The following is a 22,507-nucleotide window of genomic DNA, read 5'->3' as shown; positions in this document are numbered from 1 at the left end:
GACCATGACCGTCAAGACAGTGATTCAGGACGTGACCGATGCGATCGCGGCGCGTTCGGAGGCTTCGCGCCGCGATTACCTCGATAGGCTCGACAGGGCCCGTGCCCAGGGCGTGCACCGCGCCGCGCTATCGTGCGGCAACCTCGCACACGGCTTTGCCGCTTGCGGGCCGACCGACAAGAGCCAGCTTGCCGGCGATACGGCGCTCAATCTGGGGATCATCACCGCTTATAACGACATGCTCTCGGCGCATCAGCCCTATGAGACCTATCCCGCGATCATCCGCGAGGCGGCGCGCGATGCGGGCGGGGTGGCGCAGGTGGCGGGCGGGGTGCCGGCCATGTGCGACGGGGTGACCCAAGGGCAGACCGGCATGGATCTCTCGCTGTTTTCCCGCGACGTGATCGCCATGGCCGCCGCCGTGGGGCTGAGCCACAACATGTTCGATGCGGCGGTGTTTCTTGGTATCTGCGACAAGATCGTTCCGGGGCTGGTGATCGCGGCGCTGACCTTTGGGCACCTGCCGGCGGTGTTCATCCCCGCCGGGCCGATGACCACGGGGCTGCCCAATGACGAAAAGGCGCGCATCCGCCAGCTCTTTGCCGAGGGCAAGGTGGGGCGGGCCGAGCTGCTCGAAGCGGAAAGCAAATCCTATCACGGGCCGGGGACGTGCACCTTCTATGGCACGGCCAATTCCAACCAGATGCTCATGGAGATCATGGGGCTGCACCTGCCCGGCGCGAGCTTTGTCAATCCGGGCACGCCGCTGCGCGATGCGCTGACCCGGGCGGCGACCAAACGGGCGCTGGCGATCACCGCGCAGGGCAATGAATATACCCCGGCCGGGCATGTGATCGACGAGAAGTCGATCGTCAACGGGCTGGTGGGGCTGCTGGCGACGGGCGGATCGACCAATCACACCATGCACCTTGTGGCCATGGCCAACGCGGCGGGCTTGAAGATCACCTGGGACGACATGTCCAAGCTTTCCGACGTCGTGCCGCTTCTGGCGCGCGTCTATCCCAACGGGCTGGCCGATGTGAACCATTTCCATGCCGCCGGCGGCATGGGGTTCCTGATCCGCGAACTGCTCGATGCGGGGTATCTGCACGAGGACGTGACGACCGTCTGGGGCAAGGGGCTCGAGGCCTATACCAAGGAGCCGCGCTATATCGATGGCGAGCTGACCTTCGAGCCGGTCCCGGCGGAAAGCGGCAATCCCAAGGTTCTGGCCAAGGCCGATGAGCCCTTCGCAAAGACGGGCGGGCTCAAGCTGCTTTCGGGCAATCTGGGCAAGTCGGTGATCAAGATCTCGGCGGTCAAGCCCGAGAACCGGCTGATCGAAGCGCCGGCCAAGGTATTCCACTCGCAAAAGGGTCTGCAGGACGCCTTCAAGGCGGGGGAACTCACCTCCGATTTCATCGCCGTGATCCGTTTCCAGGGCCCCAAGGCGATCGGCATGCCCGAGCTCCATAAGCTCACCCCGACCCTTGGCATTCTGCAGGACCGGGGGATCAAGGTGGCGTTGGTCACCGATGGGCGCATGTCGGGGGCTTCGGGCAAGGTGCCCGCCGCCATCCACATGACCCCCGAAGCCGCCGATGGCGGGCCGATCGCCAAGCTGCGCGACGGGGACATGCTGCGGCTCGATTCCGAGGCGGGGACGCTGGAGTATCTGGGTGATCTCGAAGAGTTCCTGGCCCGCCCGGCGGCGACCGAGGACCTTGCCGACCAGCATTTCGGCATGGGGCGCGAACTGTTTGCCGGTTTCCGGCAACTGGTCGGCGCGGCGGACCGTGGCGCGAGCGTTTTTGCCTGATGGCGGGGTCCGGTTTCACATTGCTGGCGGTTCCGGTGTTTTCGCCGCTCTGCAATCTGGGCTTTGCGCTCAGGCGCGAAGTGTTCGTGATCGAACAGCAGGTGCCCGAGGAACTCGAGCATGACGCCGATGACATGACGGCGACCCATCTGGTGGGCGTCATGGACGGATCGGTGGTGGCGGTCGCGCGGATCCTGTTCAAGCCCGAACACGCCAAGATCGGCCGGGTGGCGATCGCCAAATCCCATCGCGGGCTGAAGCTTGGCGCGCGGCTCATTGAATTCGCGGTCAAGGTGGCCGGGGAAAAGGGCCAGGCACGCTGCTATCTCGAATCCCAGGCGGACAAGGTGGGATTTTATGCCCGCCTGGGGTTCGCAGCCTACGGTGACGAGTTCATGGACGCGGGTATCCCGCACCTCAGGATGAAGAACTATTGACCTCGACCACCTCGGGCTCGTGCTCGGGAGCCGCGGTGAGAATTTGCGACCGGGGCGAGACGACAAGCGTCAGATAGCGCTCGAACTGCACCAGCACATCGGTGATGATCTGGTCGCGATGGAGTCCCATGATGTCGTATCCGCGGCTTCCGTCCGAGAAATAGGTGCGCGCTTCATAGCGCAGCTCGGGAAGCGTCGCCTCATAGGCGGAAAACGCGGGCAGCTTATGCTCGGCGCGTTGGACGCCATATACGAAATCGCGCACGCCTTCGGCCGGCATGGTGAGGGCCACCGCGCCGGTTTCCGCGTTCCGATCGACCGAGGCGGTCCGGCCGCGCTTTTCGAGTTCGGCCTTGACCGCATCGAGAGCGGGCGGAATTTCCCTTTCGATAAAGGCATCGACCTCCCTGGCTGTCGGCGCCTTGAGCATCATGGCAAGCCGCCGCTGCCAGGTGACCCCGGCTGCCGGTTGCGGCATCGGGGCTGCACCGACCGGAGCATGACGTTGTGCCAGGTCGGCCCGCATGCCGACGAAAAGCGACCAGATCAAAACGAGCATGACGACGGTGAAGGGCAGAGCGCTGGCGATGGTCGCCGATTGCAGCGCCGCAAGACCGCCGGCCAGGAGAAGGAGCGAGGCGACCACGCCCTCCATTGCGCACCAGAACAGGCGCTGGATGGCTTTGGTTTGCGTCTCTCCTCCCGCCGCTATGGTATCGATGACCAGCGAGCCTGAATCCGAGGACGTAATGAAAAACACCGTGACCAGAATGATGGCGAGCGTAGAGGTGATGCCGCTGAGCGGCAGGTACTCGAAAAAGCGGAACAGTCCCACTGAGATGTTGTCCTCGATCGCCGTGCTCAATTGTCCGGCCGCGAGCGTGGCATCGACGAAAATCCCGGTATTGCCGAACACGGTCATCCAGATGAAGGTGAAGCCGGCCGGGATGAACAAGACAGCCACGAGGAACTCACGCACCGTGCGTCCGCGCGAGATGCGCGCGATGAACATGCCGACAAAGGGCGACCAGGAAATCCACCACGCCCAGTAGAACAGCGTCCAATCCTCGAGCCACTGGCGCGGGTCGTAGGCGTAGATGTTGAAGGTCATGAGGATGAAGCGGTCGAGATAGAGGCCCAGGTTCTGGACCAGGTCGCGCGCCAACTGTCCCGTCGGCCCGACGAGAAAGACGAAGATCATTAAGAGAACCGCGACCAGGAGGTTGGTTTCCGAGAGGATGCGCACGCCCTTGTCGAGGCCCGAAACGACCGAAATCGAAGCGATGGCCGTTATGCCCGCGATGAGCAGCACCTGCATCTGCGGGGTGTTGGGGAAGCCGATCAGGTGTTCGAGGCCGGCGCTGATCTGGTTGACCCCGAAGCCGAGCGAGGTCGCAAGGCCGAACATGGTCCCCACGATGGCAAATATATCCACTGCATGTCCGATCGGGCCATGGATGCGCTCCTTGAGCAGCGGATAGAGCCCCGAACGGATGGTCAGCGGCAGGTTGTATCGGTAGCCGAAATAGGCCAGCGCCAGCCCGACCACGGCATAGATGGCCCAGGCGTGGATGCCCCAGTGAAAGAAGGTGGAGGTCATCGCCTCCCGCACCGCCGCGATCGTAAAGGGCTCTGCCTCGGGCGGGGCGGCGTAGTGGCTGACCGGCTCTCCGACGCCGTAATACATGAGGCCAATCCCCATGCCGGCGGCAAACAGCATGGCGATCCAGGAATGATAGGCAAAGTCGGGCGTGGAATCATCGGGCCCAAGCTTGAGGTCGCCGAATCGAGAAAAGGCGAACAGCAGCACCGAGATCAGCATGATGCCGACGGCAAGCAGGTAAAGCCAGCCGAAATTGGTCAGTATCGCCGTCTGTAGCTGATCAAAGAATACGCTCGCCTGGTTGGGAGCGATCAGCCCGATAGCCAGAAACAGGCAAATGACAATAACCGATCCGAAAAAGACCGGCGGATTGATAACGAAGCCCAGCACGCAATCCCCCTGGATAAACAAAAAGGCAACGCGCCTGCCGCGCCGAAGGTTCCATCCTGTGAAACCTCAGGACTTTCGCGAGCTTGCCGTCTGCTTGAGCAGCAAATCCTTGGCCTGGTTGATGCGGGCGGCCAGAAAGGCCGAGCCGCCGGCATCGGGGTGGACCGATTTCATCAGCTTGCGATGCGCGGCCTTGATGGCTTCGGCGCTCGCGCCCGGCTCCAGCCCTAGGATCTGATAGGCTTCCTCGGTGCCGCTGATCTCGGTTGCCGGGCCGCTTCCGGGCGCGGTTTCCTCCTCACCCGGATCCATCCCGAACTCGGTGGCGAAATAATCGCGCCAGCCGGCGCGGTTGGCATTGAGCCAGCTTTCATAGAGCGCGAGCGAATCCGGGTCGTCGCTCACCTCGTCATAAAGAGCCCAGCATTCGGCGGCCGAAAGCTGGGCAAGAGGGCGGCCGGCGAAGTGGCCGGCGCGCACGGTGCCCGAAACCTCGCCGGTTTCATGGTCGAGCCGCATGTCGAAATGGTGCGAGGATACCGCCGAAGCGTTGTTGGGGCTCGACAGTCCGGACCCGAAATCGATGGGGCCGAGCCGCCCGCGCAGCAAAAGCCCGATGCCGCCCGCCGCCAGAAAGCTCGCGATCAGCATCTGGCCGCGTGCGCCCAAAAGACCGGCGCCGCCCAAGAGCGCGCCACCCACCACCCAGCGCAGGGTGCGCACCAGGCGCCGGATTTCGCCCCGGGCGAAAAGCGTGGCGAGATAAAGGACGATAACGGCGAGAGCACCGCCGAGGACGAGCCAGGTCATGAGAGCTGTTCGAGCAGCAATCGCGCCGTCCCGCTCCCTTGCAGTTTGAGGGCGGCCCGCCCCCCGCTCGCATAAGCGGCGACGGCGCGCAAAAGCGCCGCCAGTTCGGCCGCCGCGCCCGCATCAAAGCGCGCATAAGCGCCCTTGGAGAGCCGGGCGAATTCCTTGAAGGCGGTTTGCGTCGCCCCGTCATGGCCTTCCTGGAACAGAAAGATCGGGCATCCGAGCAGGCCCAGCTCGCCCGCCTTCTGGGCGAGCTTGTCCACGTCCTCTTCCATGGCGTCGCCCACATAGACGACGGCATTGATCCTGGTTTTGTTGTGTTCGGCGCGGGCGTGGGAGAAAACCTTGGAGATCTGAGTATGCCCGCCCCGGCAATCGATGCCCGTCATCAGTTGCGCCAGGGCGCGGGCGTCCGAAACCCAGCGCGAGGCGCGGCACTCGCCGAAGCCGCGGAAATAGATGAGCTGGACGTCGAGCCCGCCGGTGCGGGCCACGGTTTCGAACATTTCCGCCTGCAATTGGCAGGCGAGATCCCAGGTGGGCTGGCGGCTCATGGTGGCGTCGAGGGCGAACAACAACCGTCCGCGTTCTCCCGATGCGCCGGCCTCGCGGGTTGCGGCCATGGCGCCGACCTTGGCGACGAAATCGGCGATCTCGGCGCTCCGCGTGTTTTCGGATGCCGGCGTCGTGTCGGATTTGCGGGTCGGGGTCTTGTCGGCCACGGCCTTTCCTTTCCTTATGAAGAAAATATGGGACGCCGCGCCGGGCGCCGCAAGCCTATCGCCTGCTTGTGTTCGGCCCCGATATGTTTCAAAAGGGTGTAACGCGTTGATTACCGGGCTAAACCACCGCTTATGCCGATTTCGTCGAAGGGCTTCGCCCGGGTCAGCCTTGCCCTTATTATTGTCGGCGTCCTCGCGCTGATCGGCATCGTGGGGACGACGATATGGCTCGTCGAGCGTACCCAGGTCTATTTCGAGGAGGTCGTGCAGGCCCGCGAGGCGCGCGGGGCGGCCGTCGAATTGCGCAACCTGCTCCAGGACGCGCAATCGGGACAGCGCGGCTATCTGCTGACACTCGATCCGTCCTATCTGGAGCCTTACGAGGCCGCGGTGGGCGCCATCGAGGGCGCCTATAATCGGCTGGTCGCCTCGCTCGCGGAGTTCCCGCAGACCGAGGAGCCGCTCCAGGCCCTGAGCAGCGATATCGATACTAAGCGGACCGAACTGGCAAGGACAATCGAATTGGCCGGCGCGGGAGAGATCGGGCAAGCCATCGCCATCGTGCGGACGGATGCGGGCGAAGCGATCATGAGCCGCATCCGGCAGGTGCTCGATTCGGTAATCGAAACATCCGATATGCGCATCTTCAACGGCGTCATCGAGCAGCGCGGGGCGGCGAACGCCCTGCGCATCATCGCCCTGATCGGCGCGCTGGTGATCGTGGGCGTGGTCGGGGGCGCGGCCTGGGTGGTGCTGCGCTATACCCGCGAACTGGACACGGCCCGCGACGAAGTGGAAATGCTCAACCGAGACCTCGAGAAAAGGGTCGCCGAGCGGACGGTCGACCTGCGCCGGGCCAATGAAGAGGTGCAGCGCTTCGCCTATATCGTCACCCACGACCTGCGTGCGCCGCTCGTCAACATCATGGGCTTTACCTCCGAGCTCGAAGCTGCCCTCGGGCCGATCAACGCGCTGGTGGAAAGCCATGGGGAAAACCCAGACGATCCCGTGCTCGCCGAGGCGCGCCAGACCGCGCAGGAAGACCTGCCCGAAGCGATCGGGTTCATCCGCTCCTCGACGCGCAAGATGGACGGGCTCATCAATGCGATCTTAAAGATTTCGCGCGAGGGACGACGCGAACTCAAATCGGAACGACTCGATCTTGCCGAACTGGTGGAGGGGGCGGTGTCTGCGGTCAGGCATCAGATCGACGAGACGGGCGGGGAGGTCACCATCGACGTCGCCACGCCACCGGTATTTTCCGATCGGCTGGCATTGGAGCAGATTTTGGGCAACCTTCTCGATAATGCCATAAAGTACAGGCATCCGGACCGTCCGATAGACATTGCCGTAAAGGGACGGCAGGAACGCGACGGCCGCATTATCATCGATGTGCGGGACAATGGCCGTGGCATTGCGCCCGAAGACCACGAACGCGTGTTCGAGCTGTTCCGCCGCTCGGGCAATCAAACCGTTCCGGGCGAAGGCATCGGGCTGGCGCATGTGCGCATCATGGCCCGCAATCTCGGCGGCGATATCGAATTACAATCCAATCGCGATCACGGAACCACGTTCACGGTGATCATCGCGCCCGACCTGCGCGTTATTGCTAGGAGCAAGGCTTTATCATGAGTGTCGATGCAAAACCCGTCACCATCCTGATGATCGAAGACGATGAGGGCCATGCGCGGCTCATCGAAAAGAACATCCGGCGCGCCGGTGTCAACAACGAGATCATCCCCTTCGTCAACGGCACCGATGCGCTCGAATATCTGTTCGGGCCGGACGGATCGGGAGAAGTGAGCACCCATCGGCACCTGCTCATCCTGCTCGACCTCAACCTGCCCGACACCACGGGCGTGGCGATCCTGGAAAAGGTCAAGGCCAACATCCACACCAAGCGCACCCCCGTGGTGGTCCTGACCACCACCGACGACGAGCGAGAAATCCAGCGCTGCTACGATCTGGGCGCCAATGTCTATATCACCAAGCCTGTCGACTATGACGGCTTTGCCAACGCCATCCGCCAACTGGGATTGTTCTTCTCGGTGATGCAGGTTCCGGAGACCGCATAGGGCAAATGCCGAACACCCCCGCCAAGATTCTTTATATCGATGACGATCCCGCGCTCGGGCGCCTTGTGCAAAAGGTGCTGGGCCGGCAGGGGCGCGACATCATCCACGTCACCGGCGCCGATGACGGGCTGGAGCGATTGAAGGACGGCGACATCGACGTTCTGGTGCTCGACCATTATCTGGCCGATCGCACCGGGCTCGCCATGCTCGAAGAGGTCGCGGCGCGCGAGGATTCGCCGCCCGTCGTCTATGTCACGGGATCGACGGAGGCGGCGATCGCGGTGGCCGCGCTCAAGGCGGGGGCGGCGGATTATGTGCTCAAGACGGTGGGCGAGGATTTTCTCGAGCTTTTGAGCAACGCCATCGAGCAGGCGATCGAGACCTCGCGGCTGCGCAAGGCGCGCGAGCGGGCCGAACGCGAGATGCGCGAGGCCCGGGAGCGGGCCGAACTGGCGCTTGCCGAGGTCAATCACCGCGTCGCCAACTCCCTGGCGCTGGTGGCGGCGCTGGTGCGCCTGCAGATGTCGGCGGTGACCGACCCGGCGGCCAAGGAAGCGCTTGCCGAGACCCAGGGGCGGATCTCGGCGATCGCGGGAATTCACAAGCGTCTCTACACCACCGACGATGTCCGGTTCGTCGAGATCGATGCCTATCTGGGCAACCTTGCCAGTGACATCCAGGCGACCATGAGCCTCGACGGTTCGGCGGCCGATATCCGGCTTTTGGCCGAACCGTTGCGCTTGCCCACCGACAAGGCGGTCTCGGTTGGGGTGATCGTCAACGAATTGGTGACCAACGCGGCCAAATACGCCTATCGCGATCGCGAGGCGGGAGAAATCCGGGTGAAGGCGAGCCAGATCGAGCCGGGCAAGATCGAGATCGTCGTCGAGGACGACGGTATCGGCTGGATGGGTGAGGGCAAGATCCACGGTACCGGCGTCGGCTCCCGCGTCATCGCCGCGACGGCCAGCGGCCTCGGTGCGACGCTGGCCTACGAGAATGTGGCGCGCGGCACGCGGGCACGGCTGCAGATCGAAATCTAAGCTTTTGAATTGCCGGGCAGGGCAAACCAATAGCCGGGCGGTGCCCGGACGGTCCAGTTCGGCCAGGGAGAACATCTCTCCGGCCGAACTGGCTGCGCGAGGTGGCGATTATTGCGCCGGTGCTTCCGCCGGGGCTTCCCCCATCATGCATTGACCATCGACCACGAATTCCGGCGGACAACCAGGGAGAGCTTCCTCGGGAGCCGGTTGCTCTTCCGGGGCTACCTGCTCGGGAGCAGCGGGTTCCTCGGTCGGAGCGGGCTCTTCCGCCGGGGCTGGCTCTGGAGCCGGGGCCGGCTCCTGCGCGGGCGCGGGTTCAGGCGCCGGAGCGGGTTCCTCTGCAGGCATTGCCGGCTCTTCTGCCGGAGCGGTCTCCTCTACAGGCGCGGGCTCTTCAGCGGGAGCGGGTTCCTCGACGGGCGCCGGCTCTTCGACAGGGGCTGCCGGTTCTTCGGCAGGTGCTGCCGCGTCGGCCGGAGCGGGCTGCTCTGCTTCACCGCCCTCGGTGGTTTCGGGCGGGCAGACGCCGTCGACCATCGCCTCGGGCGGGCAGAGCGGTTCTTCGCCAGCAGCCGGTTCCTCGGTCACAACCTCCGCTTCAGCACCAGCCTCCGCCTCGGCCTCGGCTTCGGCCTCCACATCGGCGGGCTGCTCGGCTTCGGCAGGCTGTTCGCCTTCAGCCGGTGCGGCGGGTTCTTCACCCTGGGCAGGTTCTTCGCCCTCTGCCGGCTGTTCACCTTCGGGAGGTTGTTCGCCTTCGACCGTCGCGCCGGCCCCCGCTTCGATTTCGGCTGCCGCTTCTTCGGGCTCTACCGCTTCGGCCGGGGCGGCCTCTTCGGTTGGCTCTTCGATCTGGGGCGCGAAAATCTGCACGGTGTTGGCTTGGGTATCAACGGTCGCCGCCGTGGGTTCTTCGAGTTCGGCGGTTTCGTAGACGATGATCTCCTGGTTGATCTGCTGTTCGATATAGTTGACTTCGATGACGTTGTTCACGACCACGTTGTTCTGAACGACGACAGGGCCCACGAACTCGGTCCGTTCGAAAAATTCCGGCTCGTCTTCGCCGAAAACGATCTCGACGCGCAGATCGGGCTCGATGAAGGACCTGACGGGAACGAAGAACCAATCATCCTCGGGCACTTCGCCGGAACTGATCTCCACGCTGACCTGGAAGCCTTCGCGTTCGGGGCGCAAGGGAGCCCAGCCGATCACATCGTCGCCACGGCGCCAGGAAACCCAGGCCGGAGCCCATGTGGTGCCGGGCACCCAACACCAGCCGAGCCGGTCATCGTCATACCAGCGGCCATAGTGATAGACTGCCCAAGCATAGGGCTCGTCCGAGGCGAAATACCAGCCATAATCGGCCAGGTACAACCACCGGCCGACCGTATAGGGCGCCCAGCCGGCATCGACCCCGCTGGGGCACCACACATAGCGATATTGCGGGTGTCTGACCCAGATACCGTGTGGCTCAAGTTCATTGAAGAACAGGTTGAAATCGACGCTTACCCCTTGGGCCTGGGCAGCGGTTACGCCCAGCATGGGGGCGGGCGAAAGCCCGGTGGCAAGCGCAAGAGAGGCAGCCGCTATGCCGCTCAACAGTTTTGACTTGATCGTCATGAGAGTCATCTCCTCTGACTCCCCCGCAGCAGCAGAACGGGCAGTGCCAAAGACGGTTCCCCGGCCAATCCCGCGTTAGTGTCCGGCAGGCACGCGATGCATGAAAGAAAGGGACAAGAGGCGGCTCGCCTGGGGAGGACAGCGGCGGCCGTCTCTTGTCGCTCAAAGCGGAACCGTCGAGTAAGCGGCCGCAAATGTCAGCATGGCGGCCGCATAAAGGCCGATCAGCAGTGTTGGGCGCAGCATGGCGTTTCTCCGTGCTCACCCCCTCCCAACCAATGCGTGCCACGGAAATTGGTTCAGCCGGCCGCCCGGCCAATCACTCATGATGCCAGCGGAAGGGTGACGACCACCTCGATCCCGCCGAGGTCGCTGGCTGCAACCTCAAGCGAACCGCCGTTGATGCGGGCGATGTCGGCGGCGATCGCCAATCCCAGCCCGGCGCCCGATCCGGTCTCGTCGTGGCGGACGCCACGGCTTTGAGCGGTTTTCATCTGCGCTGGGGTCATGCCCGGCCCATCGTCGGCGATGGACAGCACCGCCTGGCCCGGGATGCGCCTGCCGCTGGCCCGCACCCGCGTGCCCGCGTGCCGGACGGCATTTTCGAGCAGCACGCCGATCAGCTCAATGAGGTCATGCTGGTCCAGCCGGACTTCGATATTGTCCGGGCAATCGATCTCCCAGTGCAAGACTTCGCCCCGGCTGGTCTTGCGCAGCACCGAGATCGCCTGCTCTATGGGCCTCGCCATGGATGTGCTGGCCGCGCCCGCGTCCGATCGCAGCCGCAATTGGGTAAGCCGAAGCTGGTATTCGATGCGGTCGGTCATCGCCTCGCATAGTTCTTCCACCGCCTGCGCTTCTTCCGCGTCGCCCAGTTTTCGCAACCTGTCCGCCGTCGCCTGCAATGCCGAGAGCGGCGTCCTGAGCCCGTGGGCGAGATCGGAAGCGCGGGCACGGGCGAATTCGAGCGAAGCCCGCTGCTCGGCCAGCATGGTATTGACCTGCGCCACAAGCGGATCGACCTCCGGAGGAAAAAAGCCCTGAAGCGTTTCGGTGCGTCCCGCCTGCACGTCCTTGAGGCCGCGCCTGATGCGCTGAAGCGGGGCAAGCCCTAATCGCACCTGCAAAACGGCGGCCAGAAGGAGGGCCAGCCATCCCAGCGCCAAAGCGATAGCCGTCTCCGACGCGAACCCTCGGATGGCCTGGTCGATTTCGGCGCTGTCCTCGGCAATGGTCACCCGGAATGGGCGATCCTCGATGCTGACCTGCCGGCTGAGCGCCAGGAGATCCGTTTCGGCGGGGCCGGGCAGGGTCTGCAAGGCAGCATCGGCCGCCGCATCGGGGGCGAGCACGAAATCGAACAGAGAGGGGGACCGGATGACCTCGCCCCTTTGCACGTCCTCGACCTGCCAGTAAAGCCCGCCATAAGGCAGGTCATACCGGGGATCGGAAAGCGGCTGTTCAAATGCTGCCAGGCCGGCCGGATCGATCTGCGCCACGAGACGGTTGAGGCTGGCGTTGAGGTCGAGTTCGGTGGAGGCTTCGACATGGGTGCGAAACAATTGCACCATGAGAAGCCCCAGCGCCACGAGCGCCAGCCCGATCCATACCGCCGCGCCGAGCAGCAGACGCCAGCGTAGGGATATGGCTTTCATGCGTCCGGGCTTTCGACGAAATAGCCGAAACCCCGCCGGGTCTTGATCACGTCATTGCCCAGGCGCTTGCGCACGCGGCCGACCAGTTTTTCGATGGAATTGGAATCGCGCATGAAATCCTGCGCATAAAGATGCTCGGTCAGTTCGAGCTGGGAGACCACGCTGCCGGCCTTGTGGGCGAGATAGGTGAGGAGCCTGTATTCCTGCGGCGGCATGGGGATCGGCACGCCCCCCCGGGTCACCTCTTTCATGCGTGTATCGATCACCAGGTCCTCGATCTCGATCCGCGAGGTAGCATGGCCCGACGAGCGCCTGATGATGGCCCTCAGGCGTGCCAGCAGTTCCTCGGGGCGGAAGGGCTTGACAAGATAGTCATCGGCCCCCGCTTCGATGCCGTCCACGCGTTCGGCCCAGTGGCTGCGGGCTGTAAGGATGATGACGGGCGTCATCACGCCTTCGCTGCGCCAGCGCTTGAGCAGCGTCATGCCGTCGAGCCCCGGCAGGCCCAGATCGAGAACGATGATGTCGAACGGTTCGGTGCCGGCCAGAAACCACGCCTCTTCGCCGTCGGCCCGGCACGTCACGGCCAAGCCTGCCGACGACAGGGCGGCATCAAGGGTTGCCGCAATGCGGGCGTCGTCTTCAACCACCAGGGCGCGCATCTATCTCGTCGTCACACGATTTCCCGTGCTGGCATAATAATAGAGCCGGTCGACGGTTCCATCTGGCCGCAGCATGCGCAATTCGTAGAGCAGAAATCCATCCACCGTCAGGAGCTGCGTGTCGATCAACTCTCCGCCCGTCGCGCTTTGCGCCTGGGAGAGAACCCGGTCGAACGGCACGGCCCGGCCGCTCCGCACAGCTTCGAGCGCACTATCCTCGTTCGAAGAGCCCGGTCCTGACGGGTTTTCCCCAGCGGTGGGATTTTCCGGTCCCGGCCCGGGACGGTTGCCTTGTCCCCCGGGCGTGTCCGGACGGTTATCGATGCCGGGCGGGGAGTCCCGGTCTTCGAGCCCGGGCGGGGTGTCGGGCCGGTTGTCCTGCCCAGGAGGCGTATCGGGAGCGTTTTCCGCCGACCGGCCCTGCGCCATGGCGACGCCGGGTATCAAGGCAACGGCCAGCGCGGCGGAGATCAAGAATCGTCGTTTCATCGGTCGAGTTTAAGGAAGCAAACCTGACAATTTGCTGACGTCCCGGTCCGCCAAGGGTCCTTTGCCGCTTGCTAGTGTTCCCATATCCTGACGGTACCGCATACCGCCCAGGACAAGGGTGACGCCGCTGCATTGTTAACACATCACCCCCGCCGCAGCGGTGTCACCCCTACATTTCCCGAGATCCGCCGCTGCCGATCGTGCCTGCCCCTTGCCGATTTTGCTCAAGAGCGACAATCGCGGCGGTAGGCCGCGGGCGTGGTTCTGCATACGCGGCGAAATTGGTGGGTGAGGTGCTCCTGATGGGAAAACCCACATTCGAGCGCGATCTCGGCTATCGGCAGGTCGCTCGATTTGAGCAGACGCTGGGCCTGCTGTACCCGCATGTTGATGAGAAAGCGGTGCGGAGGGCTTCCCAGGCACGACTTGAATACTCTTGAGAGTTGACTGGAGCTCAGGTTCACCGCCGCCGCAATTTCGGTGAGTCCAATGGGTTCATGAAGGTGGGCGCGCATGAACTCGATGGCGCGATCGGTGGTCGATACCGGTGCCGAGCGCTCGCGCGCCGACCGCACTATGGCGGCGTTCGAGTAGAGCCGGATGAGATGAGCGGCGATCGATAAGGACAGATAGTCGACCCCGAACGCCGTCGTCGCATTGCCTTCGCGCAAGGCGCGATCCAGTGGGTACAGCAGGTTGGCCAGCATGTTCTCGCGATCGAACAGGTGCGGCGATATCTCGACGAGAGCGGGATCGCCCCTCGCGATGTCGGCGGCAACCTCCTCGATGACCGAACGGCGCAGATAGATATGAGTCGTGCTTAGGGGATTGCGCAGATTGATCTTGAAATCGGCTCCGCCGGGGATGAGGTGAATTCCGCCAGCAGGAACGGCGCGGCAGAAGCGCTTGTCTCCCCCCTCGCCCTGGATGACGGCCGGGCCGTCATGGTGCCAGACAAGCAGTTGGTCCCTGACCGCGGGAAAGGCGCCCTCATAGGGCAACTCGCGCTGTGCAGAGGCGAACATGGTGGTCCAGCCGAGCGCGTTGCTGGTTATCTGCCCTTCGACGCTGGGCCGAAAGACCATGCCGTGAGTTTCGTCAGCGCCGAAAGTGCGTATGCGCATGCGTATCTCCCGTTGGCGCGGGAGCCTGCCAGCCGTGCGGGGGTGTGGCGGAATTGCCTGCCAATCGCAGGAATAATGCTCGTTTGGAACGCGCGTTCGCTCGAACGGGCGGGTGAGCAAAACAATGATTTCGCCGCACGGGGCTACTCCTCCCAAAGAGTCCTGCCAGCAACCTGAAAGATTATCGCGATTGTGAACGCCCCGCCTGCATGATCGTGATGCCGATCTGCACAAAATGGTTCCTGTCCTGCGAAAATCGCGCCTGCTGGAGCTGTTTTTGCCCCGATAGGGGATGGCCTCGCCCGTGGCGGCAGGAAAACCTGCATAGGAGGGAGGGAATGGCAGATGTTTACCAAAGTGCCTTTTCTTGAGGAGGAAACGCACGGGATCGTTACGCGCGGCGGCAACCGCGGCCGCGTATCGAGCGACGGACACGATTGGCGTGCGCTCTATGCGTCGGCGCAGACCGAGCTTCCCTTCGAAGGTCATTTCCCGCCGGTCAGGGACCAGCTCCTGGTGCTGCATCGCAGCGGTCCGGTTACGCTCGACCGCTACGACACGGGGCGTCCCAAGGCGCATCTGGTGCCGCGAGGGGGCGTGCACATGCATCCGGGTGGGATGCCGTTCTCGGTGCGGTTGTATGGCGCTCTCGACACCATCCACGTCTATCTGCGCCGGTCCGTCATCGAGGAGATCGCGGCTGATCTGGTCGCCGGGGACCCGGCGCTCGTGGAGATACCCGCCGATATCGCCGATCAGGATCCCATGCTCGAAAACCTCATGGAGGCGGTGCGTTTCGCGCTGGAGGCGAGGGATGCGGCGACGCCGATCTATATCGACTATCTGGCCCGCGCCCTGGCGGCTCATCTGGTGCGGCGCTATTCGGGCGCCAAGTTCAAGCAAGCCCGGTCCGAGGCAAACCGGCCCGATCTCACGCGCGCACTCGATTATATGCGCGCCCATATCGAGCAGCCGATCAGCCTTGCCGATGTGGCCGCCGCGGCGGGCCGGAGCCCCAGCTACCTGAGCCGGCAATTCCGCGAGCAGCTCGGCAAGGCGCCGCACGCCTATCTCATCGACATGCGCCTCGATCTGGCGCGCGAGCTGCTCGAACAGACCGGTGACCGCATCGCCACCATCGCGCTCGATTGCGGATTTTCCCATCAGGAGCACCTGACGCGGCTGTTCAGGCGCAGATTCAATACGACCCCCGCGGCATGGCGGCGATCGAGATATCGCTGAATAAATTCGCTGCATCTGCTCGGATTTTGCAGGTGGAGAGCAATTCATGCAGGCTTGCCCTTGGGCCACATCCTAATCTTTTCCGCAAATGTGGAAGGAGAACGGATGTCTACTCGCGATTTCAACGAGCATTCGATTACCGACGCCGTCGTGGAGCGGTTCGCCGATACGCCCGACCCCAGGCTGCGGCAGATCATGCAGGCCCTGGTGCGGCATGCTCACCAGTTCGTCCGGGAGGTGGAACTGACCCAGGATGAATGGCTGGTGGCGATCGAGTATCTTACCCGGGTCGGACAGATCTGCAGCGACAAGCGGCAGGAGTTCATCCTGCTGTCGGACACGCTGGGCATTTCCATGCTGGTCGATGCGATCAACCATCGGATGCCGGCCGGGGCGACCGAGACTACGGTTCTCGGACCCTTTTACGTCCAGAATCCGCCGATCAAACCGTCCGATGCCGATATCTCGGGTGGTGAAAGCGGCACTCCGCTCTATGTCACGGCGACCGTCAACGGTCCCGATGGCACGCCTCTGCCCGGCGCCGTCGTCGATGTGTGGCAGTCGGACGACGATGGCTATTACGACGTTCAGAAGCCGGGCGAGGACCCCAACCTGCGTGCCCGCTTCATCGCAGACGAGAACGGCAAGGTCAGTTTCTGGACCATAGTGCCCAAATACTATCCCATTCCCGCCGACGGCCCGGTGGGCGATATGCTCGCCGCGACCAGGCGCCATCCTTACCGGCCCGCCCATATCCATTTCATGATCGGTCACGAGGGATATGAAAAGCTCGTGACGCACCTTTTCATCGAGGGCGATCCCTACCTCGACAGCGACGCGGTGTTCGGCGTCAAGCAATCGCTGATCGTTACTCTGGTCGAAGGGCAGGGCACTCCCCCGGCAGCCTCCGGCAAACCTCAAGCGGGCCAATGGATGCGGCTCGATCATGCGTTCGGCCTCAAGCCCGCTGCATAACCTAAGAGTACAAGAACAATGCTGGAAACAGAAATCCTCATCGTGGGGAGCGGCCCTGCCGGCTCTGCCGCCGCAGCCCTCCTTTCGAGCTATGGCATCGACAATGTCCTGGTCACCAAATACCGCTGGCTGGCCGATACCCCGCGCGCGCATATAACCAACCAGCGGACCATGGAGGTGCTGCGCGATCTGGGACTTGAAGGCGATGCGATGCTCTATGCGACGCCCAATCGGCTAATGGGCAACACGGTTTTTTGCACTTCGCTTGCTGGCGAGGAACTGGGGCGTCTGCGCGGCTGGGGCTCGGACTATTTCTCCAATGCGCGGCATCGGATCGCCAGTCCCACCGAAATGGTCGACCTGCCGCAAACCTTTCTCGAGCCGATCTTGTTCGGCGCGGCCTGTGCGCGTGGCACCAAGGCGCGACTATCGACCGAATACCTTGCGCTGGAGCAGGACGAAAACGGGGTGACCGCGACGGTGCGCGACCGGGTGACTGGGGAAACTTACCAAATCCGGGCCAAATATCTGATCGGGGCCGATGGCGGGCGCTCCAAGGTTGCCGAGGATATCGGCCTGCCCATGGAAGGCAAGATGGGTGTGGGCGGCTCCATCAATATCGTCTTCAAGGCCGACCTTGCCCGATATGTCGCTCACCGGCCCTCGGTCCTCTACTGGGTATTGCAGCCCGGTTCAGATGTCGGCGGCATCGGGATGGGGCTTGTGCGCATGGTTCGCCCCTGGAACGAATGGCTGATCGTATGGGGATATGACATCAATGACGAACAGCCCGAAATCACCGAAGATTATGCGCGCGGCGTGGCCCATGCTCTGATCGGAGACGATACGGTTCCGGTGGAAATCACGTCGGTCTCCGCCTGGACGGTCAACCACATGAGCGCGCGGGAATATTCCAGGGGCCGTGTCTTTTGCATGGGTGACGCGGTGCACCGGCACCCGCCTTCCAATGGCCTGGGCTCGAACACCTCGATCCAGGACGCATTCAACCTTGCCTGGAAACTCGCCCTGGTCGTTCGGGGCACGGCCGCACCCGCGCTGCTCGATACCTATACCGCCGAGCGCTCGCCGATCGGCAAGCAGATCGTCGATCGGGCCAACAAATCTATCAGCGAAACAGCACCGATCTTCAAATCTCTGGGCCTTCTCGACACCACCGACCCCGACGTCATGCTGGCCAACATGCAGTCGCGCAAGGAGAACACCGAGGAAGGCCGCGAGCGGCGCAAGGCGTTGCGTGACGCCATAGCGTTCAAGCGCTACGAGTTCGATGCTCATGGGGTCGAGATGAACCAGCGCTACCAATCGGCGGCCGTTATCACCGATGACGCCCCGCTGCCCGGTTTTACCGAGGACCCCGAACTCGTCTTTCAGCCATCGGCATTTCCCGGTGCCCGGCTGCCCCATGCCTGGATCGAAAAGAACGGCAGGGATATCTCGACCCTCGACGTCACCGGACACGGCAAATTCACCCTTCTGACCGGTATCGGGGGCGATCCCTGGTCGGAAGCGGCCCGAACGGTCGGTGCCGAGCTGGACTTGGCGATCGACGTCGTCTCGATCGGTCCCGAGCAGGATTACCAAGACAATTACGGCGACTGGTCGCGCAGCCGGGAAATCGAGGACCATGGCGCGATTCTGGTGCGGCCGGACCATTTTATCGCCTGGCGAAGCACGGCGCTGCCCGCGGACCCGATTAGCGAATTGAGACGGGTCCTCGTCGCCATTCTCGGCCGCTGATTATCGCAAATATGAAAACCCCGCCGGCGTCTCGGCGGGGTTTTCGGTTGTGGCCCTCTCCCGCGCGCGCCGTCGAAAAACCACCCACGGGGTGCGGGTTTTTTGCAGGACTGGCGTTGGAATACCTCCAAGAATTGCCCGCATGTCTTGCCGCCAATGAAAGTGGGCGAGGCTCTTGTGTGCCACCGGGAGGGGATGGTTATGAAAAAGTTCGGCGCGCTTGCGCTTTTGATGATGGGGACGACGGCAATCGCGTCTCCGGCCTTGGCCTTCGGCGAAGCCGGACCGCTGACGCTGAGCCAGTTCGGCGGGTTTTTCGTTGGCGTCGACTATGAGACGGCTGAAGACGGCAATATCGACGTCATCGGGCAGAGCTGGGTCGGGTTCGGCCTGCCGGCGGACCAGACGGTCACCATGCCGGTGATCCTTATTCATGGCGGCGGCGGTCAGGCGGCCGACTGGCTGACCACGGTGGACGGGCGCGATGGCTGGGCGAGCTACATGATGGCCAATGGGGTCGCGACATATTGGATCGACCGCCCTGGCCTCGGCCGTTCGCCGGCCGATCCCGGCTATGAGGAAGGCGCGGTCGGCCAGCCGCCCTATTCGCTGATCGCCGGACTTGCATCCTCCGAACATTGGCCTGACGCCAATCCGGTGGAAGGAGAATGGAGCCGCGAGGCGTGGGTCGAGGCCAATCCCGAAAACCAGGGGGTGATCAGCTGGCTCGCGGGCTCCCCCGGCGGACCTTATGGCGGCAACGCCTATGCGACGCGAAACATTATCGAACTGGCCGAGAAAGTCGGCCCGGCGATCCTGTTCGGGCATTCAGCAGGGGTTGCCTCGACGCTGGCAGCAGCCATCGGCGCTCCAGAGGGAACCGTGGGCGGAGTGTTGATCTATGAGGGCGGCGTCGATCTGCTCAGCGAAGACAACATCGCCGCCGCGAACTGGGAGCCGGCGCTGGCCGACGATTTCACGCCGGTGGAGGTGGACGGGTGCCAGATGCAGCCGGAAGATGCGGTGAGCACCAATGTTTCGCTTGCCGACATTCCCATAGTCATCATCCGGTCCGAGCACGGCAACCAGTCCGATGAACAATTCGCCTGCGCGGTGCGCCAACTCGAACAGATGGGCGTCGACGCCAAATTCATCCAGATGGCCGATATCGGCTTTCAGGGCGGCGGACATTTCATGATGAGCGACACCAACAGCGGCGAACTCGCTACCCAGGTGCTTCTGCCCATTATCGCTCACCTTTCGGACGGCGCCGAGCTGCCGGCTGATTGGACAATCCTCGAACAATAGCGTGGTCCGCCCGGCAGCTTCCATCTCGCTGCCGGGTTCTTGCTTGGAGGTCCTATGGACGCCTTTGCCCAAGCGATCAGCGGCACCGGGCTGAGCCGCACGATCGCGCAAGTCACGTGGATCATTCCCTGGCTGCAGACTTTCCACATCGTCGCACTGGCGCTTGTGTTCGGCTCGGTCTTCATGATGAGCGCCCGGATTCTCGGCCTGACAGGAACCAGTCAGACAATGACTCAGACGGTGCGCCGGTATGTTCCGTGGGTCTGGATCGGGACCGCCTTCCTGGCGGTGACCGGAGGCCTGCTCGTCATCGGCGAGCCGGTGCGTTCGCTGGTCAACGTCTTCTTCTGGACCAAGATGAGTCTGCTGGTAGTCGTATTGGGACTGACCGCGGCCTTCCAGACATCGCTTCGGCGTGATCCCGCTTTTTGGGAGGATCTCGATTGGCGGGGGCCCGTGCGATTTGTCACGATTGCCGGACTGGCCGCCTGGATCGGCATCATCGTCATGGGGCGCTTCATCGCCTATGTCGACAATTTCATCTACTGAGCCTGGGGACCTCTCATGATCGAAGCGGCCGCAGAATGGATCCAGAACCTGCCCATGTCCCAGGAAATCGCCTGGTCGGGCTGGATGTTTCCCACGATCGAAGCGATCCACGTGATCGGCATTGCCCTGGTGTTCGGCGTCATCGCCATTGTCGATTTGCGTCTGCTGGGAGTGGCGTCCAAGAGCAGGCGCGTGACCGAGGTGGCACGCGACTGCCTGCATTGGACATGGCTGGGCTTTGCCATTGCCGTGGTCACGGGGGGACTGATGTTCATGTCCAACGCCACCGGCTACGTCACCAACACCTTCTTTCTCTGGAAAATGCTTCTCCTCGTGCTCGCGGGGATCAACATGCTCGTGTTCGAGCTGATTACCGCGCGCACCGTCGCGCGCTGGGATGACGGGTCCGTGGCCGTTCCCACAGCCGGCAAAGCCGCTGGTCTGCTGTCGCTTGCCTTCTGGTTCGGGGTCATCGCGATGGGTCGTTGGATCGGGTTTGCCGCATACGACATCCCCATCTGAGCCACGCTTGTGCCCTGCAGGAATGTGCAGGGCACTGACCGAATTTTACAGGATTGGCGGCCAGCCATTCCTCATCATGGGTCATTCGGTTCTAAGAGGAGGAAAGAATCCGATGCGACATCTATCGACAAGACTGGCTCTCGCAATGGCGTTGCTGAGCTCGACCGGGTTCGCCTATGTGGCCAATGCGCAGGACGACAGCGCAGATGGCTGTACCCCGCTCAGCGAGCAATATCCCGATCTCGGGACCGATCAGAGCATCTCGGCCAGTACGGAATTCAAGTCAGTGTGGGCCTCGTTCGAGCTGCCGGGAGGGCCATGCGGCTACGAGAGCGCGGAGGCACATTATAACGCACTGCTCGCAGAGGCCGAAGCCAATGGCGGCCCGACCGAGCACACCGCCGAAACCATGCCCGACTGGACTGGGTCCTGGGGCACCGACAACAGCACCGGCGAGGTTGCCATTGTGGGGAGAAACTCGACCCGCGAGGGCATGGCCGCCCGGCTGGTCCCGGAAGCGGCCGAAATTTTCATGGCCGACAGCCAGGAATGGCTCGACGATACGGCTATCGACCCGATCTCGTTCTGCCTGCAGCCCAACTTCCCGCGCTGGTTTACCGAATATGGCTATCGCGAATTCTTCCTGCAGCCCGATCGCATCGCGATGTACAGCCAGATGGTCAACCAGTTGCGCCATATCTATCTCGATCGCGAGCAGCCCACCGAGGAATGGCGCAATCCCGATGGGGAATGGCTCGGCTATTCGACCGGCTTTTGGGACGGTGACGTTCTCACCGTCCTTACGACCGGGCTCAAGGACGGCATCCTGCAACGCAACATGCCGCGCCAGACCGACATGGAAACGGTCGAGCGCTGGCGGCTCGTGGATATGGAGGGTTCCGGAATCGAGCCCAATACGCTCGGCGGCACCCCCGATCCCAATGCCCGCATAGAGGTCGAGCTCACCATGTATTCTCCCGATTTCGTGGAGCCTTGGCACACGGTGGTCGCCTTCTACAAGGAGATCGAGGATACGCCCGAGCAACGCAATCAGCACTGGATCACCTCCTGGGACTGCATTGAAGGCTCCAATTGGTATTTCACGGCAGACGGGATCGTCAGCCAATACGCTCCGGGTGAAAAGCCGCCGCTTACCGACCCCGAGTTCTGGTTTGGCTGGACGCAGCAGTAATTCCGCACGAAAGGAAACACGTCGATGACAAGATTTGCGAAAATGACCTTTGCCAGTGTTGCCGCACTGGGTGCCCTCGGAATTGGTTCGGCGCTAGCCCATCACTCGGCGGCCATGTTCGACGATCAGGTGGAGATGGAACTGACGGGGGTGGTGACCGAATTTGATTATCTCAATCCCCATTCCTGGCTTTACGTTGACGTCACCGGTGAGGACGGCAGCGTCACCACCTGGGGGTTCGAAACCGACGATCCCTCGCGGCTGCGGCGTCAAGGCGTTACGCCCACCTACTGGGAGCCGGGCGATATGGTGACTGTCATCACCAACCCGCTTCGGGACGGACGCCCTGCCGGGCATCTCGTCGGTGCGATCAAAGCCGACGGCGTAACCTTCGGCGACACCGATGGACTGGTGCCGCCCGTCCAAGAGTAAATTTCATAGGCAATGCTGCTGGCGGCGAGGGTTTGCCGCCAGCGTGCAGCGGCATTGATGACCGACACGCAACCGCC

General features: G+C 63.1%; 21 protein-coding genes. 13 read left to right on the top strand and 8 right to left on the bottom strand.

The window, feature by feature from the left end; all coding sequences use genetic code 11:
- Positions 1-4 precede the first annotated feature (4 nt).
- Complete coding sequence (gene edd, locus NO934_RS06000; protein ID WP_309162917.1) at positions 5-1,819, top strand: phosphogluconate dehydratase; 1,815 nt, start codon at positions 5-7, stop codon at positions 1,817-1,819.
- Complete coding sequence (locus tag NO934_RS05995) at positions 1,819-2,256, top strand: GNAT family N-acetyltransferase (RefSeq protein WP_309162916.1); 438 nt, start codon at positions 1,819-1,821, stop codon at positions 2,254-2,256. The genes edd and NO934_RS05995 overlap by 1 nt, the downstream gene beginning before the upstream one ends.
- Here the strand turns inward: NO934_RS05995 and NO934_RS05990 are convergent.
- The 3 genes from NO934_RS05990 to NO934_RS05980 form a co-directional block, all read right to left on the bottom strand.
- Positions 2,237-4,249 carry a BCCT family transporter gene (locus tag NO934_RS05990; protein WP_309162914.1) on the bottom strand — a complete coding sequence of 671 codons (2,013 nt, stop codon included), beginning with the start codon at positions 4,247-4,249 and terminating at the stop codon, positions 2,237-2,239. The two genes, NO934_RS05995 and NO934_RS05990, sit on opposite strands and share 20 nt — an antisense overlap.
- Positions 4,250-4,315: 66 nt before the next feature.
- The gene (locus tag NO934_RS05985; protein ID WP_309162912.1) at positions 4,316-5,059 is read right to left on the bottom strand and encodes a DnaJ domain-containing protein; all 744 of its coding nucleotides are present in this window, start codon (positions 5,057-5,059) and stop codon (positions 4,316-4,318) included.
- On the bottom strand, positions 5,056-5,784 hold the full coding sequence (locus tag NO934_RS05980; protein WP_309162911.1) for a VWA domain-containing protein: 729 nt from the start codon (positions 5,782-5,784) through the stop codon (positions 5,056-5,058). Before NO934_RS05980 ends, NO934_RS05985 begins: the two co-directional genes overlap by 4 nt.
- 132 nt (positions 5,785-5,916) lie before the next feature.
- Between NO934_RS05980 and NO934_RS05975 the strand changes: the two genes are divergently transcribed.
- Genes NO934_RS05975 through NO934_RS05965 form a run of 3 tightly spaced genes read left to right on the top strand, consistent with a single transcriptional unit; the run spans position 5,917 to position 8,902 of the window.
- The gene (locus NO934_RS05975; RefSeq protein ID WP_309162910.1) at positions 5,917-7,416 is read left to right on the top strand and encodes a CHASE3 domain-containing protein; all 1,500 of its coding nucleotides are present in this window, start codon (positions 5,917-5,919) and stop codon (positions 7,414-7,416) included.
- Positions 7,413-7,859, top strand: coding sequence for a response regulator (locus NO934_RS05970; protein WP_309162909.1), 447 nt, complete (start codon positions 7,413-7,415; stop codon positions 7,857-7,859). Before NO934_RS05975 ends, NO934_RS05970 begins: the two co-directional genes overlap by 4 nt.
- A gap of 5 nt (positions 7,860-7,864) precedes the next feature.
- Positions 7,865-8,902 carry a histidine kinase dimerization/phosphoacceptor domain -containing protein gene (locus NO934_RS05965; protein ID WP_309162908.1) on the top strand — a complete coding sequence of 346 codons (1,038 nt, stop codon included), beginning with the start codon at positions 7,865-7,867 and terminating at the stop codon, positions 8,900-8,902.
- 108 nt (positions 8,903-9,010) lie between these two features.
- On the opposite strand, the gene NO934_RS05960 is transcribed toward NO934_RS05965, so the two are convergent.
- From NO934_RS05960 to NO934_RS05940, 5 genes are all read right to left on the bottom strand, one after another.
- Positions 9,011-10,522, bottom strand: a complete 1,512-nt coding sequence (locus NO934_RS05960; RefSeq protein WP_309162906.1) for a DUF6600 domain-containing protein — start codon at positions 10,520-10,522, stop codon at positions 9,011-9,013.
- A 323-nt stretch (positions 10,523-10,845) separates the two neighbouring features.
- A complete protein-coding gene (locus NO934_RS05955; protein ID WP_309162905.1) occupies positions 10,846-12,177 on the bottom strand; it encodes a HAMP domain-containing sensor histidine kinase in 1,332 nt (443 codons plus the stop codon).
- Positions 12,174-12,839, bottom strand: a complete 666-nt coding sequence (locus tag NO934_RS05950; protein ID WP_309162904.1) for a response regulator transcription factor — start codon at positions 12,837-12,839, stop codon at positions 12,174-12,176. Before NO934_RS05950 ends, NO934_RS05955 begins: the two co-directional genes overlap by 4 nt.
- Positions 12,840-13,328 carry a hypothetical protein gene (locus NO934_RS05945; protein ID WP_309162903.1) on the bottom strand — a complete coding sequence of 163 codons (489 nt, stop codon included), beginning with the start codon at positions 13,326-13,328 and terminating at the stop codon, positions 12,840-12,842. It abuts the gene before it with no gap.
- A 224-nt stretch (positions 13,329-13,552) separates the two neighbouring features.
- Positions 13,553-14,452, bottom strand: coding sequence for an AraC family transcriptional regulator (locus tag NO934_RS05940; RefSeq protein WP_309162902.1), 900 nt, complete (start codon positions 14,450-14,452; stop codon positions 13,553-13,555).
- Between the two features lie 345 nt (positions 14,453-14,797).
- Between NO934_RS05940 and NO934_RS05935 the strand changes: the two genes are divergently transcribed.
- From NO934_RS05935 to NO934_RS05900, 8 genes are all read left to right on the top strand, one after another.
- Positions 14,798-15,694 (top strand): AraC family transcriptional regulator, encoded by an 897-nt coding sequence (locus NO934_RS05935; protein WP_309162901.1) that lies wholly within the window; start codon positions 14,798-14,800, stop codon positions 15,692-15,694.
- A 105-nt stretch (positions 15,695-15,799) separates the two neighbouring features.
- A complete protein-coding gene (locus tag NO934_RS05930) occupies positions 15,800-16,669 on the top strand; it encodes an intradiol ring-cleavage dioxygenase (RefSeq protein WP_309162900.1) in 870 nt (289 codons plus the stop codon).
- 18 nt (positions 16,670-16,687) lie between these two features.
- The gene (locus tag NO934_RS05925) at positions 16,688-18,427 is read left to right on the top strand and encodes an FAD-dependent monooxygenase (protein ID WP_309162899.1); all 1,740 of its coding nucleotides are present in this window, start codon (positions 16,688-16,690) and stop codon (positions 18,425-18,427) included.
- A gap of 201 nt (positions 18,428-18,628) precedes the next feature.
- Positions 18,629-19,735: a hypothetical protein gene (locus NO934_RS05920; protein ID WP_309162898.1), complete on the top strand. Its 1,107-nt coding sequence runs from the start codon at positions 18,629-18,631 to the stop codon at positions 19,733-19,735.
- A gap of 54 nt (positions 19,736-19,789) precedes the next feature.
- A complete protein-coding gene (locus tag NO934_RS05915; RefSeq protein WP_309162897.1) occupies positions 19,790-20,284 on the top strand; it encodes a hypothetical protein in 495 nt (164 codons plus the stop codon).
- A 15-nt stretch (positions 20,285-20,299) separates the two neighbouring features.
- The gene (locus tag NO934_RS05910) at positions 20,300-20,806 is read left to right on the top strand and encodes a DUF6644 family protein (RefSeq protein WP_309162896.1); all 507 of its coding nucleotides are present in this window, start codon (positions 20,300-20,302) and stop codon (positions 20,804-20,806) included.
- Positions 20,807-20,918: 112 nt separating this feature from the next.
- A complete protein-coding gene (locus NO934_RS05905) occupies positions 20,919-21,998 on the top strand; it encodes a hypothetical protein (protein ID WP_309162895.1) in 1,080 nt (359 codons plus the stop codon).
- 24 nt (positions 21,999-22,022) lie between these two features.
- The gene (locus NO934_RS05900) at positions 22,023-22,430 is read left to right on the top strand and encodes a DUF6152 family protein (protein ID WP_309162894.1); all 408 of its coding nucleotides are present in this window, start codon (positions 22,023-22,025) and stop codon (positions 22,428-22,430) included.
- Positions 22,431-22,507 lie beyond the last annotated feature (77 nt).

Source organism: Pelagibacterium sp. H642 (assembly GCF_031202855.1).
Classification (GTDB): Bacteria; Pseudomonadota; Alphaproteobacteria; order Rhizobiales; family Devosiaceae; genus Pelagibacterium.
This window is presented reverse-complemented; position numbering and strand designations above follow the sequence as displayed.

What these genes read in the sequence shown, in the direction of transcription:
- edd (WP_309162917.1), top strand. Translation starts at nt 5, where the DNA reads ATGACCGTCAAGACAGTGATTCAGGACGTGACCGATGCGATCGCGGCG.
- NO934_RS05975 (WP_309162910.1), top strand. Translation starts at nt 5,917, where the DNA reads ATGCCGATTTCGTCGAAGGGCTTCGCCCGGGTCAGCCTTGCCCTTATT.
- NO934_RS05910 (WP_309162896.1), top strand. Translation starts at nt 20,300, where the DNA reads ATGATCGAAGCGGCCGCAGAATGGATCCAGAACCTGCCCATGTCCCAG.
- NO934_RS05955 (WP_309162905.1), bottom strand. Translation starts at nt 12,177, where the DNA reads ATGAAAGCCATATCCCTACGCTGGCGTCTGCTGCTCGGCGCGGCGGTA.
- NO934_RS05995 (WP_309162916.1), top strand. Translation starts at nt 1,819, where the DNA reads ATGGCGGGGTCCGGTTTCACATTGCTGGCGGTTCCGGTGTTTTCGCCG.
- NO934_RS05940 (WP_309162902.1), bottom strand. Translation starts at nt 14,452, where the DNA reads ATGCGCATACGCACTTTCGGCGCTGACGAAACTCACGGCATGGTCTTT.
- NO934_RS05900 (WP_309162894.1), top strand. Translation starts at nt 22,023, where the DNA reads ATGACAAGATTTGCGAAAATGACCTTTGCCAGTGTTGCCGCACTGGGT.
- NO934_RS05960 (WP_309162906.1), bottom strand. Translation starts at nt 10,522, where the DNA reads ATGACGATCAAGTCAAAACTGTTGAGCGGCATAGCGGCTGCCTCTCTT.
- NO934_RS05905 (WP_309162895.1), top strand. Translation starts at nt 20,919, where the DNA reads ATGCGACATCTATCGACAAGACTGGCTCTCGCAATGGCGTTGCTGAGC.
- NO934_RS05970 (WP_309162909.1), top strand. Translation starts at nt 7,413, where the DNA reads ATGAGTGTCGATGCAAAACCCGTCACCATCCTGATGATCGAAGACGAT.
- NO934_RS05985 (WP_309162912.1), bottom strand. Translation starts at nt 5,059, where the DNA reads ATGACCTGGCTCGTCCTCGGCGGTGCTCTCGCCGTTATCGTCCTTTAT.
- NO934_RS05925 (WP_309162899.1), top strand. Translation starts at nt 16,688, where the DNA reads ATGCTGGAAACAGAAATCCTCATCGTGGGGAGCGGCCCTGCCGGCTCT.
- NO934_RS05930 (WP_309162900.1), top strand. Translation starts at nt 15,800, where the DNA reads ATGTCTACTCGCGATTTCAACGAGCATTCGATTACCGACGCCGTCGTG.
- NO934_RS05920 (WP_309162898.1), top strand. Translation starts at nt 18,629, where the DNA reads ATGAAAAAGTTCGGCGCGCTTGCGCTTTTGATGATGGGGACGACGGCA.
- NO934_RS05950 (WP_309162904.1), bottom strand. Translation starts at nt 12,839, where the DNA reads ATGCGCGCCCTGGTGGTTGAAGACGACGCCCGCATTGCGGCAACCCTT.
- NO934_RS05945 (WP_309162903.1), bottom strand. Translation starts at nt 13,328, where the DNA reads ATGAAACGACGATTCTTGATCTCCGCCGCGCTGGCCGTTGCCTTGATA.
- NO934_RS05965 (WP_309162908.1), top strand. Translation starts at nt 7,865, where the DNA reads ATGCCGAACACCCCCGCCAAGATTCTTTATATCGATGACGATCCCGCG.
- NO934_RS05915 (WP_309162897.1), top strand. Translation starts at nt 19,790, where the DNA reads ATGGACGCCTTTGCCCAAGCGATCAGCGGCACCGGGCTGAGCCGCACG.
- NO934_RS05935 (WP_309162901.1), top strand. Translation starts at nt 14,798, where the DNA reads ATGTTTACCAAAGTGCCTTTTCTTGAGGAGGAAACGCACGGGATCGTT.